19 protein-coding genes and 1 tRNA gene are annotated in these 21695 nt (G+C 64.7%); 13 read left to right on the top strand and 7 right to left on the bottom strand.

The window, feature by feature from the left end; translation table 11 throughout:
- The first annotated feature begins 32 nt into the window (after window positions 1–32).
- From infC to ABIE56_RS05510, 10 genes are all read left to right on the top strand, one after another.
- Window positions 33–560: a translation initiation factor IF-3 gene (gene infC / locus ABIE56_RS05555; RefSeq protein WP_429242946.1), complete on the top strand. Its 528-nt coding sequence runs from the start codon at window positions 33–35 to the stop codon at window positions 558–560.
- Between the two features lie 186 nt (window positions 561–746).
- Window positions 747–944, top strand: coding sequence for a 50S ribosomal protein L35 (gene rpmI / locus ABIE56_RS05550; protein WP_045831437.1), 198 nt, complete (start codon window positions 747–749; stop codon window positions 942–944).
- 13 nt (window positions 945–957) lie between these two features.
- The gene (gene rplT / locus ABIE56_RS05545) at window positions 958–1317 is read left to right on the top strand and encodes a 50S ribosomal protein L20 (RefSeq protein ID WP_072322974.1); all 360 of its coding nucleotides are present in this window, start codon (window positions 958–960) and stop codon (window positions 1315–1317) included.
- Between the two features lie 100 nt (window positions 1318–1417).
- The gene (gene pheS, locus ABIE56_RS05540) at window positions 1418–2410 is read left to right on the top strand and encodes a phenylalanine--tRNA ligase subunit alpha (protein ID WP_429242828.1); all 993 of its coding nucleotides are present in this window, start codon (window positions 1418–1420) and stop codon (window positions 2408–2410) included.
- Between the two features lie 35 nt (window positions 2411–2445).
- Window positions 2446–4827, top strand: a complete 2382-nt coding sequence (gene pheT, locus ABIE56_RS05535; RefSeq protein WP_429242827.1) for a phenylalanine--tRNA ligase subunit beta — start codon at window positions 2446–2448, stop codon at window positions 4825–4827.
- Between the two features lies 1 nt (window position 4828).
- Window positions 4829–5128: an integration host factor subunit alpha gene (gene ihfA, locus ABIE56_RS05530; RefSeq protein WP_144909793.1), complete on the top strand. Its 300-nt coding sequence runs from the start codon at window positions 4829–4831 to the stop codon at window positions 5126–5128.
- A complete protein-coding gene (locus ABIE56_RS05525; protein WP_036114913.1) occupies window positions 5109–5465 on the top strand; it encodes a MerR family transcriptional regulator in 357 nt (118 codons plus the stop codon). Before ihfA ends, ABIE56_RS05525 begins: the two co-directional genes overlap by 20 nt.
- Window positions 5466–5512: 47 nt before the next feature.
- Window positions 5513–5589: transfer RNA gene (locus ABIE56_RS05520), tRNA-Pro, on the top strand.
- Between the two features lie 166 nt (window positions 5590–5755).
- Window positions 5756–6196 carry a hypothetical protein gene (locus ABIE56_RS05515; RefSeq protein WP_429242826.1) on the top strand — a complete coding sequence of 147 codons (441 nt, stop codon included), beginning with the start codon at window positions 5756–5758 and terminating at the stop codon, window positions 6194–6196.
- A gap of 106 nt (window positions 6197–6302) precedes the next feature.
- Window positions 6303–7367, top strand: coding sequence for a linear amide C-N hydrolase (locus ABIE56_RS05510; protein WP_429242825.1), 1065 nt, complete (start codon window positions 6303–6305; stop codon window positions 7365–7367).
- Between the two features lie 5 nt (window positions 7368–7372).
- Here the strand turns inward: ABIE56_RS05510 and ABIE56_RS05505 are convergent, their stop codons facing one another.
- Window positions 7373–7690, bottom strand: a complete 318-nt coding sequence (locus ABIE56_RS05505; protein ID WP_429242824.1) for an EF-hand domain-containing protein — start codon at window positions 7688–7690, stop codon at window positions 7373–7375.
- 214 nt (window positions 7691–7904) lie between these two features.
- Between ABIE56_RS05505 and ABIE56_RS05500 the strand changes: the two genes are divergently transcribed.
- A complete protein-coding gene (locus ABIE56_RS05500; RefSeq protein ID WP_429242823.1) occupies window positions 7905–9365 on the top strand; it encodes a GGDEF domain-containing protein in 1461 nt (486 codons plus the stop codon).
- Window positions 9366–9380: 15 nt separating this feature from the next.
- On the opposite strand, the gene ABIE56_RS05495 is transcribed toward ABIE56_RS05500, so the two are convergent.
- From ABIE56_RS05495 to serA, 3 genes are all read right to left on the bottom strand, one after another.
- On the bottom strand, window positions 9381–11399 hold the full coding sequence (locus tag ABIE56_RS05495; protein WP_429242822.1) for a trypsin-like peptidase domain-containing protein: 2019 nt from the start codon (window positions 11397–11399) through the stop codon (window positions 9381–9383).
- 103 nt (window positions 11400–11502) lie between these two features.
- The gene (locus tag ABIE56_RS05490; RefSeq protein WP_429242821.1) at window positions 11503–13473 is read right to left on the bottom strand and encodes a trypsin-like peptidase domain-containing protein; all 1971 of its coding nucleotides are present in this window, start codon (window positions 13471–13473) and stop codon (window positions 11503–11505) included.
- A gap of 80 nt (window positions 13474–13553) precedes the next feature.
- Entirely contained in the window at window positions 13554–14795 is a 1242-nt protein-coding gene (gene serA, locus ABIE56_RS05485) for a phosphoglycerate dehydrogenase (RefSeq protein ID WP_429242945.1), read from the bottom strand.
- A gap of 118 nt (window positions 14796–14913) precedes the next feature.
- Between serA and ABIE56_RS05480 the strand changes: the two genes are divergently transcribed.
- Window positions 14914–16296 carry an FAD-binding oxidoreductase gene (locus ABIE56_RS05480; RefSeq protein WP_429242820.1) on the top strand — a complete coding sequence of 461 codons (1383 nt, stop codon included), beginning with the start codon at window positions 14914–14916 and terminating at the stop codon, window positions 16294–16296.
- A 90-nt stretch (window positions 16297–16386) separates the two neighbouring features.
- Window positions 16387–17343, top strand: a complete 957-nt coding sequence (pip, locus tag ABIE56_RS05475; protein ID WP_429242819.1) for a prolyl aminopeptidase — start codon at window positions 16387–16389, stop codon at window positions 17341–17343.
- 160 nt (window positions 17344–17503) lie between these two features.
- On the opposite strand, the gene ABIE56_RS05470 is transcribed toward pip, so the two are convergent.
- The 3 genes from ABIE56_RS05470 to ABIE56_RS05460 all read right to left on the bottom strand — a co-directional run bounded on the left by ABIE56_RS05470 (window position 17504) and on the right by ABIE56_RS05460 (window position 21502).
- The gene (locus ABIE56_RS05470; protein ID WP_429242818.1) at window positions 17504–20239 is read right to left on the bottom strand and encodes a lamin tail domain-containing protein; all 2736 of its coding nucleotides are present in this window, start codon (window positions 20237–20239) and stop codon (window positions 17504–17506) included.
- 145 nt (window positions 20240–20384) lie between these two features.
- A complete protein-coding gene (upp, locus tag ABIE56_RS05465; protein WP_429242944.1) occupies window positions 20385–21023 on the bottom strand; it encodes a uracil phosphoribosyltransferase in 639 nt (212 codons plus the stop codon).
- Window positions 21024–21187: 164 nt separating this feature from the next.
- A complete protein-coding gene (locus tag ABIE56_RS05460; RefSeq protein ID WP_429242817.1) occupies window positions 21188–21502 on the bottom strand; it encodes a PsiF family protein in 315 nt (104 codons plus the stop codon).
- Between the last annotated feature and the right edge of the window lie 193 nt (window positions 21503–21695).

The raw sequence follows: 21695 nt of genomic DNA, 5'->3' as shown, positions 1-21695 counted from the left end.
GTACTTAGATAAATCTTCTGGAGGATAGCGGTATCGCTACGACCGATAACAAGGGCAATCGCAAGAACGCTGAGATCCGCGTGCCGAAGGTGCGCGTGCTGGGTGCCGAAGGCGAGCAGTTGGGCATCATGGACACCCGTGACGCCATCAAGGCTGCCGAAGAGCTAGGCATGGATCTCGTCGAAATCCAGCCGAACGGCGATCCGCCGGTCTGCAAGATCATGGATTACGGCAAGTTCAAGTTCGAAGCCCAGAAGAAGGCTTCTGCCGCCAAGAAGAAGCAGAAGCAGGTCGAAATCAAGGAAGTGAAGTTCCGCCCGGTCACCGATACGGGCGATTACGACATCAAGCTCCGCAAGATGCGCGAGTTCCTTGAGGAAGGCGACAAGGTCAAGGTAACGATCCGTTTCCGTGGCCGCGAAATGTCCCATCAGGATCTGGGCCAGAACCTGGCCAGGAAGATCCAGGCCGATATCGGCGAAGACGGCGTGGTGGAGTCCTTCCCCCGTCTCGAAGGCCGCCAGATGGTCATGATGATCGGCCCGAAGAAGAAGGTCTGATCCAGAAAAGGGCGCCCCGGCGCCCTTTTTTGTTGGGCGCGCGCCTACACAAACCCTTAATTCCTGTGTACAATCGCCGGCTCGGCCCGTATGGATGGGCCGTGAACCGTCCCCGGCAGGAAGGAAAGCGCAGGTCCCCAGGGCCCGCCGCCGGATCAGTCAGAAACCTGAAAAGGGAGCACTCCGATGCCCAAGATCAAGACCAACCGGGCGGCTGCGAAGCGTTTTCGCAAGACCGCATCCGGCAAGTTCAAGGCCGGTCACGCCTTCAAGTCGCACATCCTGACCAAGAAGTCGACCAAGCGTAAGCGCGGCCTGCGCGCTCCCAACCACGTCAAGCCGTGCGACACCAAGGGTGTGGCTCGGATGCTGCCGTATCTCTAAGGGAGACTAAGTCATGGCACGTGTTAAGCGCGGCGTAACCGCCCGTCGTCGTCACAAGAAGATCATTGGCCGTGCGAAGGGTTATTACAACGCCCGCCGCAAGGTTTTCCGCGTAGCTAACCAGGCCGTCATCAAGGCTGGCCAGTACGCCTACATCGGCCGCAAGCAGCGCAAGCGTCAGTTCCGCGCCCTGTGGATCGTCCGTATCAATGCCGCTGCCCGCCAGTTCGGCCTTTCGTACAGCCGCCTCATCAACGGCCTGGCGAAGGCGAACATCTCGGTCGACCGCAAGGTCCTCGCCGACCTCGCCGTGCACGACATCAAGGCGTTTGGCGCTATCGCAGAGAAGGCCAAGGCCAGTCTGGCTGCGTAATCCGCTTTACCACGCGCGGTAGTCTTATCGCGCGATGATGGATGACGTGGGGAGAAGGCCTTGCCTTCTCCCCATTTCTATTTCCACGTCAGGAAAACCGATGGAATCGATCGAGAACGTCGACGCCTCCCTGCGCGATATCGAATCGGCAGCCTCCCTGGAGGCGCTGGATAACGTGCGTGTCGCCCTGCTGGGCAAGAACGGTGCGGTAACCGCCGCCCTCAAGGCCCTGGGCCAGCTCACCGGTGACGAGCGCAAGGCGCGCGGCGCCGAGGTGAACCGGGTCAAGGAGCGCCTTACCGATGCCATTGGCGCCCGCAAGCAGGCGCTGGAGCAGGCTGAGCTTGACCGCCGCCTGGCCTCCGAACGCATCGACGTGACCCTGCCGGGCCGCGATGGCGAATACGGCGGCATCCACCCCATTACCCGTGCGCTCGAGCGCATTTCCGACATCTTTGGCCGCCTGGGTTACCAGCGCGCCGATGGCCCGGAAATCGAAGACGACTGGCACAACTTCGAAGCGCTCAACTTCCCGCCGCACCACCCGGCGCGCGCCATGCACGACACCTTCTACTTTGGTGACGGCCGCCTGCTGCGTACGCATACCTCGCCGGTGCAGATCCGTTCGATGCAGGGGCGCCAGCCGCCGATCCGCATCATCGCGCCGGGCAAGGTGTACCGCAGCGATTCCGACCAGACCCACTCGCCCATGTTCCACCAGATCGAGGGCCTGCTGGTCGATGAAACCTCCAGTTTCGCCGACCTGAAGGGCACGCTGGCCGAATTCATTCGTGCTTTCTTCGAGCGCGATTTCGAGATGCGTTTCCGCCCCAGCTACTTCCCCTTCACCGAGCCCTCGGCCGAAGTGGATATCCGCTGGGACGCCGAAGACGGCAGCACGCGCTGGCTCGAGGTGTTGGGCTGCGGCATGGTGCACCCCACCGTGCTGAAGAACTGCGGTATCGACCCGGAGCGTTACACCGGCTTCGCGTTTGGCCTGGGCGTGGAACGCTTCGCGATGCTCCGCTACGGCGTGAGCGATCTGCGCGCGTTCTTCGAAAACGACCTGCGCTTCCTGCGTCAGTTCGCCTGATCGAAAACCGCCCTTAACGCATACGAGTCGCTCCCATGAAATTCTCTGAAAACTGGCTGCGTGAACTGGTAAGCATCGACGCGGATCGCGCGGCGCTGGTGCACGCACTGACCATGTCGGGCCTGGAAGTCGAAGAGGTCACCGCCCTTGGTGATGGCCTGAACGGCGTTGTCGTGGCCGAGATCGTCGAAGCCGCCAAGCATCCCGAAGCCGACCGCCTGCAGGTGTGCAAGGTGGATGCGGGGCAGGGCGAGCTGCTGCAGATCGTCTGCGGTGCGCCGAACGCCCGTGTCGGTATCCGCGTGCCGCTGGCCACCGTCGGCGCCAGCCTGCCGGGTGGCATCGCCATCAAGGCGGCCAAGCTGCGTGGCGTGGAATCGTTTGGCATGCTTTGCTCCGCCAAGGAGCTGGGTATCGATGCCGATGCCTCCGGCCTGCTCGAGCTGCCCGCCGATGCGCCCGTGGGCAAGCCGCTCGCTGAGTACCTGGGCCTGCCCGATGCCAGCATCGAACTGAAGATCACCCCGAACCGCCCCGACGTGCTCGGCCTCAACGGCCTGGCTCATGACGTGGCCGCGCTGTTCGGCAGCCGTGTGCGTGGCACCGGCACCACCGAGATCGCCGCTACCACCGGTAGCACGCGTGGCGTCCGGCTGGAAGCCGGCGCCGATGCGCCGCGCTACCTCGGCCGCATCATCGAGGGTGTGGACACGACGGCCGCCACCCCGCTGTGGATGGCCGAGCGCCTGCGCCGTTCGGGCCTGCGCCCGATCAGCCCGGTGGTCGATGTCACCAACTACGTGATGATGGAGCTGGGCCAGCCCCTGCACGCGTTCGATAACGATCAGCTCAACGGCTCGATCGTGGTTCGCCACGCCGGCCAGAGCGAAACGCTCAAGCTGCTCGACGGCAGTGAGGCCAAGCTCGACTCGTCCTTCGTCGTTATCGCCGATGAAGCGAAGGCACTGGCCGTTGCCGGCGTCATGGGTGGTTTTGATTCGCGCGTCACCGACGCCACCCGCAACGTGTTCCTGGAAGCCGCGCACTTCGCGCCGGCCGCCATCATGGGCCGTGCCCGCAAGCTCGGCATGCACACCGACGCCTCGCACCGCTTTGAGCGCGGGGTGGATCCGGCGTTGCCCAAGCGCGCCATCGAGCGCGCCACCGAACTGTTGATCCAGATCGCCGGCGGCAACGCGGGCCCGGTCACCGTGGCCGAACGTAGCGAAGACCTGCGCGATCACGCGCCGGTGCTGCTGCGCCACGCCCGCCTGCGCCGCGTGCTCGGCATCGATGTGGCCGCCGCTGAAGTCACCCGCATCTTCACGGCGCTCGGCATGGGCGTGGAAGAAATCGTGGATGGCTGGAAGGTGACCCCGCCCAGCAGCCGCTTCGATATCGAGATCGAAGAAGACCTGATCGAGGAAGTCGCCCGCATCCACGGCTACGAGCGCATCCCGACCACCACCCCGGCCGGCAAGATCGCGCTGGAGCCGGTGGCCGAGGCGCGCCTGCCCGAGATGGCCCTGCGCGACCAGCTCGCGGCCCGCGGTTACTTCGAGGCCGTAACGCTCTCGTTTGTGAGTGCCGACCTGCTCAAGACCTGGCACTTGGCTGCCGGCTGGGTACCGTTGGCCAACCCGCTTTCGGCCGACCTGGCCGTGATGCGCACCTCGCTGCTGCCCGGCCTGATCGAGGCGCTGCGGCATAACCGCGCGCGCCAGCAGGATCGTGTGCGCCTGTTCGAGGTGGCCCGCAGCTTTCATGCGACCGGTGGCGCCCCGGATGAGATTGGCCGCGTGGCCGTCGTCGCCTCCGGCAATGCCCGCGGCGAGCAGTGGGGCGAGGCCTCGCGTCCGGTCGATTTCTTCGACCTGAAGGGTGACCTGGATGCGCTTATCGCCCATACCGGCGAAGCCCAGCTGTGGTCGGTCGACGCCGACGGCCTGCCGGCGTGGCTGCACCCGGGCCGCAGTGCCCGCGTGCTGCGCGATGGCCAGCCGGCCGGTTTCCTGGGTGCGCTGCACCCGGCGCTGGCCAAGGCACTCGACCTCGGCCCCGACGTGTATGTGATGGAGTTGGCACTCGCGCCGATCCTGTCGCGGCGCATGCCCAGCGCTTCGCGCGTGGCCCGTTTCCCGGCCGTTCGCCGCGATATCGCCATGGACCTGCCCGATGACGTGGCCTGGGCGAGCGTGGAGGGTGCCGTGCGCGCCGCCCTGGGCGCGGTGCTCAAGGAGGTCCGCCTGTTCGACCGCTATGTGGGCAAGGGCGTCGAGGAAGGGCGAAAGAGTCTCGCTATGGGCTTGATTTTACAGGACGCTTCACGCACCCTTACCGACGACGATGCCGACGCTTGCGTGGCAGACGCGGTGAAGGCATTGGAGCAGACATGCAAGGCGAGATTGCGAGGATAAGATGGCGCTGACCAAGGCGGAAATGGCCGAGCGGCTTTTCCTCGACGTGGGCCTCAATAAGCGTGAGGCCAAGGAATTCGTAGACGCCTATTTCGAGGTCGTCCGCGAGGCCCTCGAGAAAGGTGAACAGGTGAAGTTGTCGGGTTTCGGCAACTTCGATCTGCGGCAGAAGAATCAGCGGCCCGGTCGTAATCCGAAGACCGGCGAAGAAATCCCCATCTCGGCCCGGCGGGTTGTCACCTTCCGTCCTGGCCAGAAACTCAAGGTAAGAGTCGAGGGCTATGCTGGATCCAGGGAATAACACCGAACTCCCCGCCATTCCGGCGAAGCGCTACTTCACCATTGGTGAGGTCAGCGAGCTTTGCGGCGTCAAGCCGCACGTGCTTCGCTACTGGGAGCAGGAATTTCCCGCCCTCAAGCCCGTCAAGCGCCGCGGCAACCGTCGCTATTACCAGCGCCATGACGTGCTCATGATCCGCCAGATCCGCTCGTTGCTGTACGACGAAGGCTTCACCATCACGGGCGCCCGCGCCCGCCTTGAGGGCCCCCAGGCCCGCATGGAAGCCAGCATGTCGCACCAGATCGTGCGCCAGGTTCGCCTGGAACTGGAAGAGGTGCTTACGCTGCTCCGCCGCTGATCCTGCTTCCGCAGGGCAGGGCGAAGCTGCTACAATCGTTAGCTCGTCGGGGTGTAGCGCAGCCTGGTAGCGCACTACGCTGGGGGTGTAGTGGTCGCGAGTTCGAATCTCGCCACCCCGACCATTTATTCGAAAAGGCGTCCCAGTGGGGCGCCTTTTTCTTTGCCCGCGTTCCACCTATGCTGCGGTGGCTGGCGCCGCCACGGCGCCCAAGGGGGCAATCGGACACCACCTGGCGGCGCGCAATGCGCCGCTGCATGCGTCCGCACATGGATAGGGGGCAGCAAGGCATGGCACGCAAGACGGGAAACACGCATTACTGGCTTTCGGAACTCGGCAACCGCGCTGATGCGCAGCAAGCGATGAAGGGTGGGGCGTTCGCAGCGTGGCTCGTCGCCGCCATCAACATCGGTATTGGCGCCTTCATCATGTTCGCCGCTCCGGATGCCGCGCGGACGTTCGGTGTCACCGGCGCGGCCATGATCGATGGCATTATTTTCGGCGTCATCGGCATCAGCATCTGGCGTTACTCGACGATCGGCGCATGGATCGGGCTGGCCTTCTTCTCGCTGGAGAAGATCTACCAGTGGACCACCCAGCCGAAGAGCCTGGTGGGTCTCGCCCTCGCGGCCGCCATCTGGCTCGCGTTCGTCAACGCCGTTCGTGGTGCCAACGCGTTGCGCCGTTTCAAGCGCGAGGAAGCGGCGCCCGCCATTACCGAAGCGTCCTGACATCGACATCAGCCGCGCATCAGGCTAGGTACTTTTTCCGAACTGCCGCGTGTATCTCCAGGCGTATGCTCCCGGTCGAGGGTGCATACGCGCTGGGAGTATTGCGATGAAATCCATAAAAACGCACATACTGCATGGTGCGGGCATGCTCGGGATTGCGTGGTTCGCATTATGTAACGTGGCCGACGCCTGCACCCGCTTGGTCTACCTCGGCCAGAACGACGATGTCATCACCGCCCGGTCGATGGACTGGAAGGTCGACGTGGGCACGAACCTTTGGATCTTTCCCAGGGGCACGAAGCATAGCGGGGAAGCAGGCCCGGGCTCGATCACGTGGACGTCGAAGTACGGCAGCGTGATCGCCACCGGCTATGACGTCTCGACCACGGATGGCGCGAACGAAAAAGGCCTGATGGCCAATGTGCTGTGGCTGGTGGAATCGAGTTATCCCAAGCCGAAAGCCGGAGACCATACGCTGAGCATCGCGCTGTGGGCCCAGTACGTACTGGATAACTTCGCGAGCGTGGATGAAGCGGTCAAGGCGCTGGAGAAGGAACCCTTCGTCGTAGTCACCGATGAAGTGCCCGGCGAGCCACGCCTGGCGACGCTGCATCTTTCCATGTCCGATGCGAGCGGCGACAGCGCCATCGTCGAGTACATCGGCGGCAAACAGGTGATCCACCATGACCGCAAGTACCAGGTCATGACTAACTCACCCACGTTCGATGAGCAGCTGGCACTTAACACCTACTGGCAGGACATTGGCGGCATGGTGATGCTGCCAGGTACGAATCGCTCAGCGGACCGGTTCGCGCGCGCATCGTTCTACGTGAATGCGATCCCGAAAAACGATGATCCCGACCTTGCCCTGGCGAGCGTGTTCTCGGTGATACGCAATGCATCGGTGCCATTGGGTATCACCACGCCCGACCAGCCGAACATCTCATCAACGCGCTGGCGCACGGTGTTCGATCACAAGCGAAAGCTGTACCTGTTTGAATCGGCGATCACGCCGAACACGTTCTGGGTGGACCTGAAGAAGATCGATTTCGCGGAAAGCGCGGGTGTACGCAAGCTCGACCTGGGGCCGGACCAAAAGCATACCTACGCGGGCGAGGTCTCAGGCCAGTTCACTGCGGCCGCTCCGTTCCGCTTTGCGGGCCTGCATTAAACGACTTAGTGCGACGGGGGCGCTTTGGCCTTCTCAGCCATCCGGTTGAGCATGAAATGCTGGATTTCCTTCTCGGAAACCTTGCCGCGCTTGGTCGTATCGATCTGGTCGAAGTTCTTGGCAGTCGCGGGCATGTTCCCTGCCTCGGCCTCTTCCTTGGTAACGAAACCGTCCTTGTCCTTGTCGGCCAGGACGAACTTGTTATGTAGCTGCTTCGTGGCGTAATCGAGCCTTGCGCCGGCACCCGTCTGGGCCGTGGCGGCCAGGGGCGAAATGCACAGGGCGGCCACGAGGGCCAGAGCAAGGGTCCTGCCAAAAGCCATGACATCTCTCCACGCAGCCGGGGTCGGGATCAGCCGACGTTACCCCCGGCCCCACCCCCTGTAAATCAGTGAATTTTCTGCCCGTGGCGCGGTGGCGCCGCCCCGTTCAGTCCCGGACCCCGCAAGAAATGTGACCTGGTTCTCAAGACACCCCCATTCCGGCCGATAACCGAGGACGCAACTGGGCATGGCTACCGGCCATGGGGGTTTCACGATGTCAGGTACGGAAGCACGGCAACGCGCCCGCGAGGCGCTTGCCCAGGCCAAGGCCAGGGTGGCCGCGCTAAAGCAGGTCGATCCCTTCTTCCTGGACCTCTCCCTGGGTGAGGCCCCCGAGGGCGCGTGGGCCGAACCGGGCCACGCGGTGACCGCCGTGGGCCGCCTCGACGCTGCGGGGCTATACACCCCCAGCCCCTGCCAGGAAGCCCTGCGTGGCCTGGAAGTGCCCAGCATCGTGAAAGAGGTGTACCTTGCCGGAGCCGGGATGCGTGGCCGTTACGACCACGAGACCTTGCGCCGGAGCCTCCCCGAGAGCGTCATGTGGCTCATGGAGAATGTTCGCGGCGAGAAGGGCGGGGCACCCCGTATTTACATCCATGTACCCGATGGCAGTGCGGCCCTGGCGGAAGCGCCGGAGGAAACGCTGGCCATCCTCGAATTGCTGGCCGGGCTGCCGCTGGAAGGCGTGGCGCTGGCGGACGATGTACCAGACGCTGTCACCACGGGCACGAACATGAGCATTGACGACGCGATCCTTGCCGAGGACATCGGGGTCTACAAAACCCTGCTCGAATCGACCCGTGCCATCCCGTGGAAGATCGAGTGGGCGACGCTGCGCTTTGCCTATATCGGCCCGCAGATCGAAGAACTCCTTGGCTGGTCGCCGCAATCGTGGCAGACCGTGCAGGACTGGGCCGATCGCATGCACCCCGAAGACCGCGAGTGGGTGTTCAACTTCTGCGTTTCGCAATCCCAGGCCGGCATTGATCATGAGGCCGACTACCGCGCACTGCGCAAGGATGGCGAATTCGTTTGGATCCGCGATGTGGTGCACGTCGTGCGCAACGACGATGGCACGCCGAATGCGCTGATCGGTTTCATGTTCGATATCAGCGAGCGCAAGCGTACCGAGGAAAAATTGCTCGATATGCAGCGTGAGCTCGAAGAGCTCTCGTTCAAGGATGGCCTGACCGGTGTGGCCAATCGCCGCCGGTTCGATAACGTGGTGGAAGCTCGCTGGCGCGATGCACGCCAGAACCGCCAGCCGCTATCGGTGGTCGTGCTCGATATCGATTACTTCAAGCAGTACAACGATCACTACGGCCACCTGGAAGGCGATGAATGCCTGAAGCGCGTGGCCCGGGCGCTCTCCGGCAGTGCGCGCAACGCGGACGATCTGCTCTGCCGCTTCGGTGGCGAGGAATTCGTGCTGCTCCTGCCGAACACCGATGAAGCCGCCGCCATGGCCATGGCCTGGCGCTGCCTCGATCTGGTCGACAAGGCCCTGATCCCGCACGCCGGCGTTGGCCACGACAAGCGCCTGACGCTCAGCGCTGGTGTGAACACGTTGGTCCCGGGCGAGGGCGACAGCGTGCTCCCCTTCATCGGCGTCGCCGACAGTCGCCTGTACAAGGCGAAAGAGCGCGGGCGCCACCGCGTGGTAGCGGAAGGCTGACCCGCGCAAGCGCGCTTAAGGAGTGGCAGGCACCTTCGCGGCAGACGCCGTGACCGTGGCATCGCCCGCCGGTGATGCACCGGGCAGCAGCGTCCCGTGTACGACTTCCGCCAGGCGCTTCTGCATATCATCGTCAGCCGCCTTATCACGCACGGCGTAGCTCACCGTGTAGATGTAACTGGCGGTTTTCGGCTGGGCCGGGTCGTAGACTTTGCTGATCAGCCGCCACTCGTCGCTTTCGAACGGTTTGCCGTCGCGTGGGTGGGCATGTTTGCCCAACTCGTCCCACAGGTTGTTCGCATCCTGCGACGAATCGGCGAACGGGCGCTGGAAGCGATCGATGTAGACCATGGCATTCGGCGCTTCCTGCTGGCTGAGGCTCAGGTGCAGCAGGCGCACGACCGGCTTGCCATCTTCGACCGTCCAGCCGCCCGCCACGAACACTTCCGAGCGGCCACCATGCGGCACGATGCTGCTGGGCCAGCCTGCCTTCACGCCATCGACGGAAAGCGTGGCGCCCTTGGCGTCCTGGCCAAACGCGGCATCGCGCAGAACCATCGGCCGCGTGCCATTGGCAAGGAATGCCTGCCACTGCGCGAGCGTGCCGGTGTACGCGATGTCCTCCATATCGGCCATCATGCGCATCTTCAGGGTTTCCTCGAAGATATCGCCCGCACCCGCCATGCGGATCATGCCCACTGCGCCATCGGGCGTCGGCGTGGTCGCCGTCAGCAGCGACATATCGAAGAAGGGGATGGTGAAGGCATCCACGCGCCACGCGCGGCCCTGTCGGTCGGTGAAGGATTCGGTCGATGCGGGCTCACCCAGCGAGGTGATCTTGATGCTCTCGCGGCCGACCTTGCGAGTAATGAAGCCCAGCGTCAGCAGCGCATCGCCCACCGCGCGGCCGCCGGTCAGGGCCGGCTTGTCCGCTTCAGAATGGATATGCCACAGCGCCGTGTCGTTCAGTGTCGAGCGATCGATATAGCCCTTGTTCGGCAACTGCGAGCGCTGGGATTCATCCTTGTCGGTGCGCATCCACACGCCACCGTTGTCCTGCACCACCAGGGCAGGCACGCCGCCGCTCCACGGGCTGTGGGTCAGCAGCTCGTGGGATTTGTCGCCCTGTGGCCACAGCGAATCAGCGCGCTCCTTGAGCCATGCCTGCGCTTCCTTTGCCAGCGCGTTATCGGAGACCGCCGCGATGCGCGTGTAGAACTCCGCCTGGCTCAGCGGCAGGGGCATCTGCTCGCGCAGGCGGCTGTGCCGGGTCTGCGGGCTGTAGGTGGTGCCGAAATCCATGGAGAGGTCGATGCTGGCGACCTTGTCCGAAGCATCCAGCACGGCACTGATCGGCAGGGCGAAATTGAGGTTCTCGCTGGGCGACTTGCGCAGCACCACGCCGATCACCTTGCCCTTGTCATCGATCAGCGGGCCGCCGCTGTTGCCGGGCGAGGCGGGCGCGGAGAAGCGCATCCACTTCCAGCGGCCATCGACTTCTTCGGGGGTATCGGAGGTGTAGAGGCCATCGCGCAGCACCACGCCGGTGCCCAGGGCATTGCCCACCGCAATGACGTTCTCGTTGATCGACGGCGTGCGCTCGACCTCGAGCGGCTGCACCGAAGGCGCCTGCTTCAGGCTGAACTCCACGAAATCCTGCTGCGGCGAGAACTTCACCACCTTGTCCACGGCAAACACGTGGCCTTGCTCGTCGCGCAGGGAGAGCGGGCCGCGCACGCTACCCACGCCGCTGGCGAAGACGTGCCAGGCGGTAACGAAGCGGTTATCGCCAATGGCGAAGGCGGTGCCGATCGACTGGTATTTGTCGGTCCGTTCCTGGTACGGCATCTGGTCGAGGGGCAGGGGCTTCTCGTAAACCACCTTGCCATCATCGGCCTTGGCCGCGACGACCTCGAAGGTGGCGGCCTTTACCCTGGGCAGCAGGGCCGCATCCAGTGTGGCCGCGTGGGCCGCGGTGCCGGCACAAGCCAGCGCCATCGCGGCGGCGATCATCCGTTTCCTCAGAACTGCCATGTTCAATTCCCCTGGTTGGTCGCTACAGCGTACGCGACCCATGGGGGCGATTTGAAGACGGGTTGCGGGCGCCGCGAGGGCGCCCTGGGTGGCCGGGGTTCCGTTACGGTGCCGAAGGCTTCCTGTCCGGCACGTCCACGCCTGCCGCCGCCTGCTTCAGCCGCGCCCGCATGTCATCGTCGCTCACCTTGCCGCCCACGGCGTAGGTCACCCCGAAGGCGTGCTTTGCGCGGTCCGGATGGGCCGGGTCGTATACCTCGGCGATGCTGCGCCGGTCATCCTTGTCCACAGGCTGCCCGTCGCGTGGGTGCGCGTGGGTCATCAAGTCGTGCCAGAAACTCTGCGCCTGGGGTTGGGAATCCTCGAAATAGCGTTCGTAGCGGTCCAGCCGGACCAGCGGCTCGGGCGTATCGCGCTGCTGCAGCACGATGGTGCGTACATGCAGGGCCGCCTTCCCGTCCTCGTCGGTCCAACTGGGTTCCACCGCCACTTCGGCGCGGCCTTCCAGGGGCACGAGATCGCCTGGCCAGTTGGCCTTCATGCCATCGACTGCCACGGTCACGACGTTACCCTCCCGACGTACCGTTGCATCGCGTAGCACCGTAGCCGGCGTGCCGTTGGCGAGGAAGGCCTGCCACTGGGGCAGGCTCCCGTGGTACGCGATGTCCTCCATGTCCGCCATCAGGCGCAGCTGCAGGGCGATTTGCCGTGCATCCCGCGCCAGCGCGAAGCGGAACATGCCTACGGCACCATCCGGGGTCGGCGTGGTGGCCAACACCACGGCCCCATCGTTGAACGACAGGGCGAAGGTCTGCAGCGTCCAGTTGCGGCCCTGGCGGTCGGTGACGGTTTCCGAGGCCACCGGCGCGCCCAGCGACGTGATCCGGATTTTGTCCTGGCCCATGTCGCGCATGATCATGCCCTGGGTGAGCAGCAGGTCCATGACCTTGCGGCCACCATTCCCCAGGGCGGGCTTATCGTCATCGGCGTGGATATGCCACACCATGGTCTGGCCGTAGGCGGTCTGTTCGATGAAGCCCTTGGCCATGGGCGTGCGCTTGCGCTGGGGCTGGCGGCGCACCCAGTTACCATCGCTGTCCTGGCTCACCATGATCGGCAGGCTATCGGTCCACGGGCCGCGCGTCAGCAGGTCGTGTGATGCCTTGCCCTCGGGGAAGAGCGTGGCCTGGTGGGCGCTCATCCAGACCTGGGCTTCGTCGTGCGCCCAGTGGTCGAAGATGTCGCCGAAGCGCTTGTTGAATTCCGCATAGGCCATGGGTAGCGGCAGCGTGGCCTTCAGACGGCTGTTGCGGGTTTCCTGGCTGAACGGCACGGTGAAATGCTCGGGGGCATCGATATTCGCCGTCTTGTCGGACGCATCGAGCACCCGATCGATCGGCAAGGCGAAGTTCAGATTTTCACTCGGCGATTTACGCAGCACCACGCCGATGACCTTGCCCTTCTCATCCACGAGCGGGCCGCCGCTGTTGCCAGGCGAGGCCGGGGCCGAGAAACGCAGCCATTTCCAGCGGCCATCCACTTCTTCGGGCGTCTGCGATGTGTACAGGCCATCGCGCAGCACGATGCCGGTACCCAGTGCGTTGCCCACCGCGAAGACGGCCTCATTCAACGCAGGTGAACGTTCGACCGGTAGCGGCGCGACGGAGGGCGGGTTCGTCAGGCTGAACACCACGAAGTCTTCCTGCGGCGACGTGCGCAGTACCTTGTCGATCGCGAACACATGGCCTTGCTCATCGCGGAGCATCAAAGGCCCCTGCAAGCTGTTCACGCCATCAAGGAAAACGTGGAAGGCGGTAACGAAGCGCCCCTCGCCGATCGCAAAGGCCGTGCCGATCGAACGGTAGTGGTCGTTGCGTTCCTGGTACGGCAACTGGTCGAGCGGCAAGGGTCGCTCATAGGTCACGTTGCTGTCATCGGCCTTGGCCGCCACGACTTCAAACGTTGCCGCTCGCACGGTGGGCAGCAACGCCGGATCAAGCGTGGCCGCCGCAGCGGCCGATGCGAATGCGCTACCGATGGCGAGCGCGAGCGACCACTTCAACAGAACCGCCATGTTCATCTTCCCTGGGGATTTTCCGCAGGGTAATGCAGGCAAAGGCCTGAATTGAACTGGCAAGTTCCTGCGATGAAGCCTCAGTAAAGTGCGCGGGCTTTCAACGTGCCTTCAATCGCCGCAAGCTCATTACGCAAGGCGGCCGCGTGTTCTTCGCTGGTACTGACATCGATCACCACATAGCCCACCTGGCCCGAGGTCTGCAGGTACTGGCCATCGATGTTCACCGCGGCGCGCGAGAACACCTCGTTCACCTTCGACAGCACGCCCGGGATATTGCGGTGAATGTGCAACAGGCGGCGGCTGGTCGGGTGGCCGGGCAGCGATACCTCGGGGAAGTTCACCGCCGAGAGCGTGCTGCCGTTATCGCTGTAGCGCACCAGCTTGGAAGCGACTTCGATACCGATGTTTTCCTGCGCCTCGCCGGTGCTGCCACCGACGTGCGGGGTAAGGATCACGTTATCCATGCCCACCAGCGGCGAGACGAAGGGATCGTCGTTGCCTTTGGGTTCAACCGGGAACACGTCGATGGCCGCACCGGCCAGGTGCTTTGCGTGCAACGCCGCCGCCAGCGCATCGATATCGACCACCGTGCCGCGCGAGGCGTTGATCAGCATGCTGCCCGGGCGCATCCGCGCGATCTCTTCCGCGCCGATCATCAGCTTGGTTTGCGGGGTTTCCGGCACGTGCAGCGTCACGACGTCGGCGCGTTCGAGCAGGTCGTCCAGGTCAGCCGCCGGGCGCGCGTTGCCCAGCGAAAGCTTCGCTTCCACATCGTGGAAGATCACCCGCATGCCCAACGATTCGGCGAGCACGCCGACCTGGGTACCGATATGGCCATAGCCGACGATGCCGAGCACCTTGTCGCGCACTTCGAAGCTGCCCGCGGCCGACTTGGACCAGCCGCCGCGATGGCACTGCGCGTTCTTTTCCGGGATGCGGCGCATCAGCATGATCGCTTCGGCGATCACCAGCTCGGCTACGCTGCGGGTGTTGGAGTAGGGCGCATTGAACACCGGCACGCCCAGGCGTTCGGCTTCGGCCGTATCGACCTGGTTGGTGCCAATGCAGAAGCAACCCACGGCGATAAGGCGGCGCGCCTCGGCAAGCACCTCGGCGGTGAGGTGGGTGCGCGAACGGATGCCCACGATGTGCGCATCGGCGATGCGTTCGCGGAGTTCATCCTCGGGCAGGGACTTCTCGTGGAACTCGATCTGGGTGTAGCCGGCCTGGCGGAAGGTATCCAGCGCGCTGCGGCTGACGCCCTCCAGGAGTAGAACCTTGATGTCCTCTTTGGGGTACGACGTGCGCTTCATGGTCAGCCCGGTCTGTCAATTCAACGAACCCCCACTATGCCAGAACGTGGCGGGGATGTTGCAGTGCAGTGGACGGCTGGCGGCCGCGCTGGCACCCTCGGGTGGCCCCTTATCCGAGAGCCCCATGAGCGATCCGCGCCTCACCGACCTTGCCAGCCAGTTGCCTGGCCTGAAGCTTTCCACCGAACCAGGCGACCTGGAGCACCATGGCCGTGACTGGACCCGGCGCTGGACCCCGGCGCCGCTGGCCATCGCGTTTCCCGGCGATATCGCCGAGGTACAGGGCATCGTCCGCTGGGCCAACGAAAATGGCGTGGCGGTGGTGCCTTCCGGCGGCCGTACCGGCCTCTCGGGCGGCGCCGTGGCCGCCCACGGCGAGCTGGTGGTGAGCCTGGACCGGATGAACAAGGTGCTGGCGTTCAACGAGGTGGACCGCACGTTGACCGTGCAGCCGGGCATCGCGCTGGAGGCAGTGCACAACGCTGCCCGTGAGCACGGCCTGATCTACCCGGTGGATTTCGCCGCGCGCGGCTCGTGCCAGATCGGCGGCAACATCGCCACGAACGCGGGCGGCATTCGGGTCATCCGCTACGGCAACACGCGGCAATGGGTCGCAGGGCTGAAGGTGGTCACGGGCAGCGGCGAGCTGCTGGATCTCAACAAGGGCCTGATCAAGAACGCCTCGGGTTACGACCTGCGCCATCTGATGATCGGCTCGGAGGGCACGCTGGGCATCGTGGTCGAGGCCACCCTGGCGCTCACCTCCCCGCCGCCGGCTTCGCAGGTGATGGTGCTGGCGGTACCGGCGATGGATGCGCTGATGAAGGTATTCGCCGAGGCCCAGCGCACGCTGCGCCTGGAGGCGTTCGAGTTCTTCACCGATCGCGCCTTGCACCACGTGCTGGCGCATGGGGCGCAGGCGCCGTTTGACGAGACCTACCCGTTCTACGTGGTGACCGAGTTCGATGCGGCAGATGAGGCGGCGGAGGCGAGCGCCCTGGCGTTCTTCGAGGCCTGCCTGGAGCAGGGTTGGGTGGTGGATGGCGTGATCTCGTCATCCGATGCCCAGGCCGCCGCGCTGTGGCGCCTGCGCGAGGGCATCACCGAGAGCCTGGCGAAGTACAAGCCGTACAAGAACGACGTCTCCGTGCGCATTTCCCGCGTGCCGGCGTTCATGGCGGAGATGCAGGCGCTGCTGGAGGAGGGCTATCCGGATGTCGATGTGGTGTGGTTCGGCCACATCGGCGATGGCAACCTGCACATCAACGTGCTGAAGCCAGAGGGGCTGGATTACCCGGCGTTCGTGGAGCAGTGCGAGCACGTGACCACCTTGCTGGTGGAAACGCTGGAACGGCACGCGGGCAGCATTTCCGCGGAGCACGGCATCGGGCTGGTGAAGAAGCCATGGCTGGGGAGCGTCCGGTCCGCGGAGGAGATCGCGTTGATGCGGGGGATCAAGGCGGTGCTCGATCCCCATGGGGTCATGAACCCTGGGAAGTTGCTCTAGCCTCGGGGGCTTGGGGCGCCCCGGCTCGCAACAGCCTTCCCTCAGGCGTTACCCTTATCGTCCCCCTTTCCCCCAAGGCACCACCCCACCATGGCCCAGGAATCCCCCGACCTGTACCCCGCGATCGAGCCGTACGAGACCGGCTCGCTCCAGGTTTCCGACCTGCACATCCTGTACTACGAGCAGAGCGGCAACCCGAACGGCAAGCCGGTGGTATTCCTGCATGGCGGCCCGGGCGGCGGCACCAACCCGCGCTGCCGCCGGTTCTTCGATCCGAAGAAGTACCGCATCGTGCTGTTCGATCAGCGCGGCTGCGGCAAGTCCACGCCGCATGCCGAGCTCACCGACAACACCACGTGGGATCTGGTCGAAGATATCGAGCGCCTGCGCAAGCACCTGGGCATCGATAAGTGGCAGGTCTTCGGTGGCTCGTGGGGTTCCACACTGGCGTTGGCCTATGCCCAGACGCATCCCGAACAGGTGAGTGAGCTGGTGCTGCGCGGCATCTTCATGCTCCGCCGCAGCGAGCTGGAATGGTTCTACCAGGGCGGTTGCGACCAGCTCTATCCGGATGCGTGGGAAACCTACCTCTCGGCCATTCCGCAGGCCGAGCATGGCGACCTGATCAGTGCCTACCACCGCCGCCTCACCAGCGCGGATGCCGCCACGCGCGTCGCTGCGGCCCGTGCATGGTCGGTGTGGGAGGCTGCGACCAGCTATCTCTACCAGGATGAAGGCCACATGGCCTCCAGCGGTGAAGATGAGTTTGCGCTCGCGTTCGCCCGCATCGAATGCCATTACTTCGTCAACGCCGGTTTCTTCGAGGTCGATGGCCAGCTGCTGCGTGACGTGGGCAAGATCCGGCACATCCCCACGGTGATCGTGCAGGGCCGCTATGACGTGGTCTGCCCCATGCGTAGTGCGTGGGATCTGCATCGTGCGTTCCCGGAAGCCGAGCTGCGCGTGGTGCAGGATGCCGGCCATTCGGCATTCGAGCCGGGGATTACGCGCGAGCTCGTCCGCGCCACCGATCAGTTCGCCCGGTAGTACCGCGTCCTTGTAGGAGCGGGGGGGGGGGGGGGGGGGGCGGGGGGGGGGGGGGCCCCCCCACCCCCCCCCCCCCCCCCCCCCCCCCGCTCCTACACAGAGCCATCGCACACAAAAAAAAGGCGCCCGGGGTTACCCGGGCGCCCTTTTTGTTTCTCGCTTAGAACAGGATCGACGGCAGCGTCAGCAGGTCCACCACGAAACCATCGTGGTCGGACGAACCCAGCGCCTTCTTCACGCCGGTTTCCTTGGCCGCATCATCCAGCGTCTGCACCGGGGCATCCAGGTTGCCGCGGCCGTATTCCATCTGCAGGAACAGGCCACGGGCCACGGTGTTCAGCAGCGCGTGGTCCAGCACCTGGTGCGTCGGCACCGAGCGCGGGGCCTGGCCCTGGATGTTGCCGAAGTTCTCGGTGAACAGGAACGAGTAGCGATCCTGGGCGGGCACCGAATCCACGGCGTTCCACAGGGCCGGCTTCACGATGTTCTTGCCGAGCTTCAGCAGGTTCTGGCTATCGTCGTACTTGCCCGAGACCAGGCCCACCACATCGGTGAAGCCATCGCTGAACTGGTACGAGTTGAAGTCACCCACCACCATGATCGGGGTGAGCAGGTTCTTCCGGTCGGTCTGCAGCGCCTGCACCTGCTTCGCGAGCGACTGGGCCTGGAGGAAACGCTTCTGGCGGTCGCGATCGGCGGTCGTGCCGGTCTTGTCCACGTTCTGGCGTGCCTTCGGGTGCACCGAGATCACGTTGATGCGCATGCGGCCGATGATCGACGGCACATCGGCCGTGAGCAGCAGCGGCGGGTGGTCATGCAGGAACGATTGCGTGCCGCCGTCATCCCATGTGGCGTCCGCATCGAGCTGGCGCACATCCACCACGCGGACGCGGTCGGTGCGGACGAGGAAGCCCACGTTGATGCCGCTCGGGTCGTGGCCCGGCTGCAGGAACGCTTCGTACTGCGCCGGGTAATCGTCACCCAGCTGCTTGGCCAGGCCCTGCAGCACGGCCAGGCTCTTCACTTCTTCCACCGAAAGGATATCCGGCAGCTTCAGCACGCTACCGACATACGCGGAGAGGCGCTGCGTCTTCAGCTTCACTTCGTCCGGCGTCGGCTCGGTGCTGCCGCCGCTGCAGGTGAAGGTGGTGTTGAAGTCCGAATCGCAGAAACGCTCCATGTTGAACGCGCCGACGCGCACCGCGTAGAACGGCTTGTTGTCGACCGGGCGCGGAAGCGGGTTGGCCTTGGTGATGGTGATCTTGCTGGGGATGAAGGTGTACGCACCGAACGCGTACGAGATCACGCCTTCGGCCTTGAACGTGGTGCCGGCGTTGAACGGCGTGTTCGCGGCCACGGCGCCGAAGTCGGCCGTGTTCATCTTCAGCACTTCGGGGTTACCCGACCAGTTCGGCAGGTTCACGCCATCGGGCACCGGCACGGTGTAACGCACGCCCGGCTTGCGCAGCGAGCGCTGGCCGTTGGCGGTGATGTACACCTCGGCGAACGGCTCGTTGCTGAAGCGCAGGTTGCCGGTGGTGATCATGCCGGTGTTGATCGAGACGCGCATGCCCACGAAGCACTGGAAGTTCGTCGTGCCGCAGGAGAGGGCGTTCGGATCGTTGGACGGCACCTTGTCGTTGAACACCACGGCGGTCGGCAGGCGTGCGCCGTGCATGGTGGTGGTGATGGTGGCGTTCTTCAGTTCCGGCAGGTTGAAGTAGTTGTCGACGGTCGCTTCGACATTCACCTGGTCGCCGGCCTTCACCGTCGGCGCCGTGCTGGTGAACACGTAGATGCCGTTCGAGGTGAGCGGATCGTTGTCGGCGCGGCTATCCGGGGTCTGGATGGTGAAGCCAGCCGGGCCCACCGCCGTGACGATGTTGCCGGTGGTGGAAACGCGCTTGCCGAGCAGCGGCGAGACCTGGTCGTGGCCGGTGATCTGCCAGATTTCGGCGGCGACCGGGATCTCGTTGAGGATGGCGCCCACGGCGGTGGGCTTGGCCAGGGCAACGTCGCCCGAGGCGTTGGTCAGGTTGACCTTGAACGCCTTGTCCGGGCCGGCCGCCTTGGCGCCGTGCACGTTCACCGTCACGGTGGCCGTGGTCTGGCCGGCCGGGATGGTGACATCGGTGTTCACCGCGTCGTAGTCGCCCGCGGCCACGGTGGCCGTATCGTCGGCCGTGGCCGCATGCACGGTCACGTCCGCCGCGCCGGCCTGGCTCAGCGTCACGGTGAACGGCATCGGCACGTCATCGGCGTTGCGCAGGCTGACCGAGGCATCGGCGATCGACAGGCTCGGGCCCTGCGCGACGCAGGTGCTGGCGCTGTTGTGCGGGGTGGTCGGCGCGACCTTCACCCAGTCGGCGGAGTTATCACCGGTGGACTGCGGGAAGCCGGCGGCGTTGGTCTTGCGGCCGTAGCCCTGGTCGCCGTTGGTGCTGCCCAGGCTCGCCAGCGGCGTGCCCAGCTTATAGGCCGAGCCGGCGCTCAGGCCGACCTGGTCGATCACCGTGCCCGAGGCATCCAGCAGCGCGAGGCCGCCGTCATCGGTCACGCCGGTCGAATACTTCTGATCGAACGCCACGCTGCCGGAGTAGCCCGCGCTTGCCGTATTTGCCAGCAGCAAATAGCAGCCCGGGGCGATGGTGATGCCGGCGGGGAAGGTGAAACGGGTGCCGGTCGTGCCCGCGTTGTTGGAGGCGTTGAGCTTGTAGCCCGACACATCCAGCGGCGCGGTGCCGCTGTTCTGGACTTCGACGAATTCGTCGTTGCCGCCAGCGGGGCCGCGGACGCGGAACTGGGTGATGGAAAGATCCGCCGCCTGGAGCGACGAGGCGGCCATAAGGCCGGCAAGCGCCGCCCACAGGGCGCGCTGCTGTTTGGTCGAACGCATTCGAAAATCCCCTCGAGTCGTTGAGTTGTACGCGACCCAAGACGCCCGCAATCCCCTGCGGCGGCGCTCCCCCTGTCAGGTCCGCCGCAGGATTCTGCCGCAAGTTTGTGACAGCCGGTGTGACGAACCCCGCTCCTGCAGGGGGTTATTCGGGTTTCTGCTTGGTGCCGAAGATCTTGTCACCTGCATCGCCCAGCCCCGGCAGGATGTAGCCCAGTTCGTTCAGGTGATCGTCGATCGAGGCCACGTAGATCTCGATATCCGGGTGCGCCGCTTCGATCCGCTTCAGGCCCTCCGGCGCGGCGACCAGGAACAAACCCTTGATCCGCTTGGCGCCCGCGGCTTTCAGCATGTCGACGGTAGCGACCAGGGTGCCGGCGGTGGCGAGCATCGGGTCGACGATGATGGCGGTGCGCTCATCCATGCGGCCGCTGAGCTTTTCGTAGTACGCCACCGGTTGCAGGGTTTCTTCATCGCGCTGCAGACCCACCACGCTCACCTTGGCTGCGGGGATCATTTCCAGCACGCCGCTTAGCATGCCCAGGCCCGCGCGCAGGATGGGCACGATGGTGACCTTCTTGCCCTTGATATGCGTGACTTCGACCGGGCCCGCCCAGCCCTGGATTGTCTTGCACTCGGTTTCCATATCCGCCGTGGCCTCGTAGGTGAGCAGGGCGGCGACTTCGGAGGCGAGTTCGCGGAACTCCTTGGTGCTGATGCCGGCGGCGCGCATCAGGCCAAGCTTGTGCTGGATGAGGGGGTGGCGGACTTCGACGATTTTCATGGGCAGCTGGGTGGCGTTGGTTTCGATGCGGCATTTTCGCACGATCGGGCGTTGGCGCATGCGTGGATCGCGTGCAAGCACGCTCCTACAAAAGCGCGCAGCGCAGGTACTGGCTGGCGTTTGTAGGAGCGTGCTTGCACGCGATGGGTGCTCGCCTAAACGAATCAGCCCTTAAGGCACGAACTCATGAACGCCTTCCGCTCATCACCCTTCAGGGTTTTGGCCTTCGGATCGGCGTTACACGCTTTCATCTTGTCCTGCTGGGTCATCTTGGCCGGAGCCGCTGGCTGCTCGCCTTTCAGGCAGCTGGACATGAAGGCTTTGCGCTCATCACCCTTTTTGCCGGTGGCCTGGGTGTTGCAGGTGGACATCCGCTGTTGCTGCGGCGTCAGGTCTTTCTTTGCCTGGCCTGCCGCGAAGGCGGAGCCGGCGAAAACGAAGAGGGCGGAAACGGCAAGGACACGAAACTGCACGCGCATGGCGAACCCCTACGTGACGCCGGCCAACCCGGCGTGGGGCAGCTTACGCCTTTTCTCAACCGCCGGGATGTCGCAGGTCGCTGGCGCTGGGCGACTGTCGTGCATAGACCTTGTAGGAGCGTGCTTGCGCGCGATGGGTGCTTGCGGCAAGACCCGATCGCGCACAAGCGCGCTCCTACACAGAACCTTGGCG

Origin of the sequence: Luteibacter sp. 621 (assembly GCF_050435445.1) — a bacterium.
Lineage (GTDB): Bacteria > Pseudomonadota > Gammaproteobacteria > Xanthomonadales > Rhodanobacteraceae > Luteibacter.
This window is presented reverse-complemented; position numbering and strand designations above follow the sequence as displayed.